Raw genomic sequence first — 6200 nt, forward strand, 5'->3', positions numbered from 1 at the left:
CTGGTAGACCGGTGGTACACGATCGAGTGAAGGGTGTGACCGTCATGGCCGAGTGGGTCAAGAAGATCGAAGAGAACACGAAGGGCCTCATCGCGGAGGCAGAGCAGGAACTGACGGCACTCGAGGGCGCAGACACGGTCGACCTCACTGCCGACGATTCCGACGACACTGTTCACAACGCCAACCCCGAGACAGTCACCACCGACGATGCCCGCGAGCAGGTCTCGGACTGATTCCGGCGACTTGCACACGAGAAGATCCGGCGTGTCGGTCTTCGAATACGTACCAGCAGATACTGTTGCGTCTCTTCTGATCCTCCAGAACGAGCTCTCGCACACTGCTCGGTAGGCGATCTCTCTGCCACTCGAGTTCTCGGCGACCCGCGACTCCCTCTGCGCCGGCAGGAGCGGCAGCCCGAACCGCCTTGATGGCGTACGCCGCTGCTCCGAGGTCGTGCTCGGGTACGTGGGCCACACATGCTGCTTGGCCGGCCGCGTACGCGGCGAAGCGGGCCGCACCGCGCAGCGGACGTGCCGCGCCCATGCTGTGGCCGCCGAGGGCGCGGGTCGCCATCATCGCGAGTTCGCCGCGCACCCACGCATGGGTGGCATCGATCGCGTCGCGGGGGCGGCTGTCCGACGGTTCGACGCCCTCGAACAAGCCGAGCACGTGGCTCGCACACTCGGCTGCCCACAGCGCCAGGCTTCGATGGTCGGCGTCGGACAGCAGGCCGCCTCGGTGCACGGTGATCAGTCGGGGATCTCGGACGGAAGGAAGAATCATCGGACTCGCCTCCGTAGGCACGGCGGGACGCCACATCGGATCATGACGGATATGACAGCACAAAAATGGCCCAGGACACATGTCCTGGACCATTTTGCAGTGGTAGCGCTGGAGCAACTTAACTTGAGCGAATACAGTGATCTTGCTCACAGATCGGCGGTGAATGCTCGACCCGATGCCACTACGTTCATTGGCACAGACGACCGTCGGCCGCGAACACGCACCCGCCTGACCGAACGACTGAAGGATCGAGTCGTGGAGCTGTACGAGACTGGGTCGACGAGTCGGATGGTTGCCGAGGAGGTTGGCATCGGGAAGGCGACGGTTCTCAAGGTACTGCGCGAACGAGAGGTAACTGTTAGGCCATGGGGCGGACGGTATTGAAAGACAGATCCCGACGCTACTACACTTAGCCTTGTCGTATTTCCGCAGCGATGAGAAGCCGCAAATCTTATGGAAACTTCCGAGCGCAATTGAAATCGCGGTATAATAGTGGCAATGAGCACACGAGCATACAAAAAGATTGCTGCAGGCAGGCGGCACAGCGTATTTGTCCGCAACGACCAAACGGTTATCGCTTGCGGCGACAATAAGAGTGGACAATGTGATGCAGGTAGCTGGGAAAACATCGTCGAAGTCGCTGTCGGCAATGTTCATATGGCACCCAATACTGGAAATGCTCACACAGTTGGACTCACCGCAGACGGCGAAGTCCTTGCCATTGGATGGAACAATGACAGCCAATGCAACGTGTCCGATTGGCAGAATGTCGTTTCTATTGCCGCAGGTTGGCGTCGGACAGTGGGACTGAGAGCAGATGGCACAGTGCTTGCCGCTGGCCGTAACGCTGAGGGACAATGCGACGTACAAGATTGGCAAGATGTCACAGCGATCTCAGCCGGTGACTGGCATACCGTTGGCCTCACGTCCGAAGGTACAGTATTGGCGACTGGCAACAACAGACGCCGTCAATGCGAAACAAGTGACTGGAGCGACATTGTCGGCATCGGTGCAGGATATCTTCATACGGTTGCACTTCGATCGGATGGAACCGTTGTTGCTGCAGGAGACAACAATGAAGATCAGTGCGAGGTAAGTACTTGGAACGATATTATTTCCATTGAAGTCGGAAGTAGTCACACCGTAGGGCTTAGGTCTGATGGAACCGTGGCTGCTACCGGCTGGAATGAATTCGGCCAATGTGACGTCACTGAGTGGCGCAACATCGTCGCAGTCGCGGCAGGATGCGCGCATACACTCGGCCTTCAAGCTGACGGCAGCGTCGTAGCTACGGGTAACAATGAGTTTGGCCAATGTGACGTCATAAACTGGAGGAATAAGTAGTTTCTCGTACGTTCAGCACAGCCGACCGCTCATTTCGGCCAGTCAAGCATGTCGTTCTGCTCGATGCCGGCAGCCTTTTCAGCTTCCAAGATAGCAATCTCAAGAACAGCTCGGGCAAATCGATCGAGATCGGGATTCTCTAGCCGCACAGCGCGAACGGTAATGTTGCGAGGTTTTCGTGGTGACGATTTTGATGGAGTGGTACGTTTCTTTGGTTGGGGGTTTTGCATAAGTACTCTTAGAATAGCCCCCCCCCCCCCAGAAAGTCAAAAATGTGCATAAACACGCAATTTTAGCGCGTTTTATGCAGAAAAACACCACTTTTGTATAAATTATGTATTCAAAACTCTTGACGGCGCCGGATCCCGCGCGTTAAACTAAACATACAAGCATAGCTTGCGCGGCACGACTTTTTGAAAGTGTGCTTGTACTTTCATCCTTCGGTCTAAGGCAATCTCACCGATCATCACGATCGGTGTTTTTGTTTTGAGTAGATTACAAATAAAGCGATTAACGTAATAATTGAAAAGGAGGCTCTCATGGAGAATGAGTATGCCTCCTTATTGAAATTCGAGCTGCTGCAGTTTTGGTTAAGATAACCTTCATCCTTCGGTCAAAGTACGTCGCAACAGGTTATAACTTTCGAATTTCCACCGACTACGTTAACATAGTTGATTATTTACCAATATACTGCCAAAAACTTTCATAATCAACACATTCTAAGTAATCGTTGTAAATAGCACAAGCTTGTCAAGCATTTATGGCCCACATTATCCAGACTTTGCATACAATACCTGCAACCATAGAGAGGTAGCATCGTTTGATTTGTGTTCCGATTTGCACCCATCAATTAGCGGTTCAAAACCTTCCCACCCTGATCAGGACCTGCACGGATCTCGACGAAGTGCCCACCAAGGGAAGATGACAATGTTAGAACCACAAAAACACCCCTGGTCAGAGGGATGTTTTTGGGTTTGATAATCATTTTGGTAGCGCTGGAGCAACTTAACTTGAGCGAATACAGTGATCTTGCTCACACATCTACTGTAAATGCTCGACAAGACGCCACTACGTTTATTGGTACAGACGATCGTCGGCCGCGAACCCGCACCCGCCTGACTGAACGACTGAAGGATCGTGTCGTGGAGCTGTACGAGACCGGGTCGACGAGTCGGATGGTTGCCGAGGAGCTTGGCATCGGGAAGGCAACAGTTCTCAAGGTACTGCGCGAGCGAGAGGTAACGGTTCGGCCATGGGGCGGACGGTACTGAGCCAGGGCTAGTTAGGCAATCTTGGCCAGTCGAGCTTATCGTTCTGGTCAATATCGGCAGCCTTCTCGGCCTCCAAGATAGCAATCTCAAGGACAGCTCGGGCAAACCGATCGAGATCAGGGTTCTCTAGCCGCACCGCGCGAACGCTAATGTTGCAAGGTTTTCGTGGTGATGATTTTGATGAAGTGGTACGTTTCTTTGGTTGGGGGTTTTGCATAAGTGCTCTTAGGAAAGCCCCCCCCCCCCCCCAGAAAATCACCCTCTTTTTGAAGGCTCGTTCTAGTATTTTAAACAGAGAAGTTCAGACTCGACTGCAAGGTGTGCATTTGAATCAATGAAAGTTTAGCCGTACACAGATGCGATAATTTGATATTATAGCTACTATGAATAGACCCACGCTTATAGCACTGTCCGTAATAGGAGCCATAGTTCCGTACGCGATTCTCATAGCCTTCATTGCACAACATGGATTAGACATCCCGCTACTGCTCCAGCAAGTGTTCGCGTCGTATGGTTCAACGTTTTTCGCTTTAGATGTAATCATTAGCGCCATTGTGGTGATCGCATTGAGCATCACGAACAAGTCTCTCGGAAGTAAGCGCTACTACACGATAGCCGCATCACTGCTTATCGGACCTAGCTGTAGTTTGCCTCTGTATGTTTTGCTAGCCCAAGATGCACGAGCGAAATAAAGTGCACGGTGGAGTCAGTATCTACTTTGCGTCTACGACGGCAAACATGACAGCCAGTTGAATCTCCCGCTCAGGATCTTCGGGGTGACCAAGAACAAAATTTCGTCGCCTTGTGCCATCTGACGATGCTTTCCCGACCCGCTTGCATGCAGAGTGTTCCTTCACCGCGGTTTCAACCTTATCCAAGACTGCGCTGGCATCCTTATTGTCTATGAAGATGATAAGCGAAGCCTTTACGTCACGCCATGGTAAGTAACCGAGCAATTGGTCGATTGCTGCATCGAGCGCCTTTGCGCCCTTCCACCACTTGCATTCACCGACAAATACATGTCGATCCTCTACACGAATTAGAACATCGGTCTTACCCGACTTAACGAATGTCTCGCCCGTGGCCGATCCTTGGAATGTGCCGTTTAGCATAGAAAGAATGTAATCGCGAAGATCTTCTTCATTTTTCCCCGCAACTACAGACGGCGTGCGCTCCATCGAGAGCAGAGCAGACGAAATGACAGATACGGCATCTTCATACTGCGCTTCGGTCAAAGCCGGCTAGTCTTTGTAGGGCAACCGCGGATTAGCAGAACTTGATCGACTGACACCCATAGCCTTGCGGTGTAGTGGGACCGGAGCGGGCGCATCGCTTCTCTTTTTCAACGGGAAACCAAGAGCACCAGCTAGATCGCGCCTGTTTTGAAAAAATTCTTTGCGACGCTCAACAGCTGGTCGAATTTGAGTATCAAGCGTCGCGTTAAAGGCCGTAATGTCCGTAGAAGCATGCCCGGCCATAGTTCTGATCTGGTCGATCTGACGATTAATAGCATCCTTGGCCGCAGTCGGGTTGGGGGTCGATCCCGCCTGCTCGGTTTTCACTGTGATGGTATTACTTCTTATTTCTGCATTGAAGCTTGTAAGAATCCGTGTGGACGGACGATAGTAAAGAACTTCCGTACTGCCAGAGTACTCGAACACAGCATGTATTTTCAGCCCAGCCATCATATAAGACCGTCCATCAAAGCGATCGTATGACTCGACTTTCGTTTCGGCCACACCTCCATCTACGGCATCCGATCCAACTTTTACAGGCTCAACATAGGCAGCTTCAGCGAGTTCTGCGACGATATCGTCGGCTGATCTCGCTAAGACCTCGTCCTCATGCATGGCCTCCAGCCGACCCAGACAAGACCTTAGCCGACTTGAAAGATAGTCGCTTAACTCTCCTCGATTAAAGAGCTGACTCATGCCTGCACCTTCGAGTCAAGATACGCAAAGACTGTACGAGCTGAATTAATCGCTAATAATGCTTCGTGGTCACCAAGTAACGACTCATTCGGGTGAGCCGCAGTAGCATTGTTGCGCAAAGTCGTAAGAGCGTCTAGCGTCGCAGCCATTGAATACAGTATCCGACTTACCTCACCAGCACGCTCACCGGTTGGAACAAGGAGCGGATGGTTCTCACGTAGACGCTTCACCGCAACCTGCAACGTCGGACGGTCGGGAAGTGCTATCCCTGCAGCGTCACACAAAGCCTTGACATGCCCATGCAGCGCAGTATGCACCCTATCTACCGCACTTGCAGGTCCACTCGTCCGAATAAGATTCTCAGCATCAACCAACGCTTGTCGAACAACTGCACTCATCGACTCAATTGCCTTTGGACTGTCAACAACAGGCGCTCCCTCAAGCTGCCTGACCCAGGCTTCAATAGTTGGAAGGAATTTTCGTCTAGATTCGTTGTTTGCTGGGTACTTTTCCAGAACACCACGCAGAATCTTTGCCTGCCTGTCCGGCGACTGTTGAGTCAAGATCGAAATGAATCTTTGACGTGTCGTTCCTTCGAGCTCGTCAGGAAATATATCATATATGCCGCAGCAACTATTGGGGACTGCCCCAGGTTTGGTTGACATCTGATCTGTGAGGATCGCTCCTCACGGTGGAAGGATGTTCACCATGCCGAAAGCGTTCCCCGAGAAGTTCCGCCGCGACGTCATCGCTGTTGCACGCAAGGGCGAGGCCCCATTGCGTCAGATCGCAAAGGACTTCGGAATATCCGAGGGCTGTCTGCATCGGTGGCTGAAGATCGCCGACCGCGACGACGGCATCGAACGAGGCA

General features: G+C 52.5%; 10 protein-coding genes. 6 read left to right on the plus strand and 4 right to left on the minus strand.

The window, feature by feature from the left end; translation table 11 throughout:
* The first annotated feature begins 44 nt into the window (after positions 1–44).
* Positions 45–233 (plus strand): hypothetical protein, encoded by a 189-nt coding sequence (locus ACOQFP_RS02680; protein WP_042939873.1) that lies wholly within the window; start codon positions 45–47, stop codon positions 231–233.
* Here ACOQFP_RS02680 and ACOQFP_RS02685 read toward each other — a convergent pair.
* Complete coding sequence (locus ACOQFP_RS02685) at positions 196–783, minus strand: putative immunity protein (protein WP_008717634.1); 588 nt, start codon at positions 781–783, stop codon at positions 196–198. The two genes, ACOQFP_RS02680 and ACOQFP_RS02685, sit on opposite strands and share 38 nt — an antisense overlap.
* Positions 784–834: 51 nt before the next feature.
* On the opposite strand from ACOQFP_RS02685, the gene ACOQFP_RS02690 reads away from it, so the two are divergent.
* The 4 genes from ACOQFP_RS02690 to ACOQFP_RS02705 all read left to right on the plus strand — a co-directional run bounded on the left by ACOQFP_RS02690 (position 835) and on the right by ACOQFP_RS02705 (position 4090).
* Positions 835–1167, plus strand: a complete 333-nt coding sequence (locus tag ACOQFP_RS02690) for a helix-turn-helix domain-containing protein (RefSeq protein WP_421583357.1) — start codon at positions 835–837, stop codon at positions 1165–1167.
* Positions 1168–1281: 114 nt separating this feature from the next.
* A complete protein-coding gene (locus tag ACOQFP_RS02695; protein ID WP_421583349.1) occupies positions 1282–2127 on the plus strand; it encodes an RCC1 domain-containing protein in 846 nt (281 codons plus the stop codon).
* Positions 2128–3089: 962 nt separating this feature from the next.
* On the plus strand, positions 3090–3398 hold the full coding sequence (locus ACOQFP_RS02700; protein ID WP_421583350.1) for a helix-turn-helix domain-containing protein: 309 nt from the start codon (positions 3090–3092) through the stop codon (positions 3396–3398).
* 383 nt (positions 3399–3781) lie between these two features.
* Positions 3782–4090 (plus strand): DUF2834 domain-containing protein, encoded by a 309-nt coding sequence (locus ACOQFP_RS02705; protein ID WP_421583351.1) that lies wholly within the window; start codon positions 3782–3784, stop codon positions 4088–4090.
* A 21-nt stretch (positions 4091–4111) separates the two neighbouring features.
* On the opposite strand, the gene ACOQFP_RS02710 is transcribed toward ACOQFP_RS02705, so the two are convergent.
* Genes ACOQFP_RS02710 through ACOQFP_RS02720 form a run of 3 tightly spaced genes read right to left on the minus strand, consistent with a single transcriptional unit; the run spans position 4112 to position 5892 of the window.
* A complete protein-coding gene (locus ACOQFP_RS02710) occupies positions 4112–4633 on the minus strand; it encodes a hypothetical protein (protein ID WP_421583352.1) in 522 nt (173 codons plus the stop codon).
* A gap of 6 nt (positions 4634–4639) precedes the next feature.
* The gene (locus ACOQFP_RS02715) at positions 4640–5329 is read right to left on the minus strand and encodes a hypothetical protein (RefSeq protein WP_421583353.1); all 690 of its coding nucleotides are present in this window, start codon (positions 5327–5329) and stop codon (positions 4640–4642) included.
* The gene (locus ACOQFP_RS02720) at positions 5326–5892 is read right to left on the minus strand and encodes an abortive infection family protein (protein ID WP_421583354.1); all 567 of its coding nucleotides are present in this window, start codon (positions 5890–5892) and stop codon (positions 5326–5328) included. The genes ACOQFP_RS02715 and ACOQFP_RS02720 overlap by 4 nt, the downstream gene beginning before the upstream one ends.
* A 145-nt stretch (positions 5893–6037) precedes the next feature.
* Between ACOQFP_RS02720 and ACOQFP_RS02725 the strand changes: the two genes are divergently transcribed.
* The coding region (locus tag ACOQFP_RS02725; protein ID WP_421583358.1) for a transposase at positions 6038–6200 on the plus strand (163 nt) is incomplete at its 3' end.

Origin of the sequence: Rhodococcus sp. MALMAid1271, assembly GCF_049195265.1 — a bacterium.
GTDB lineage: Bacteria > Actinomycetota > Actinomycetes > Mycobacteriales > Mycobacteriaceae > Rhodococcoides.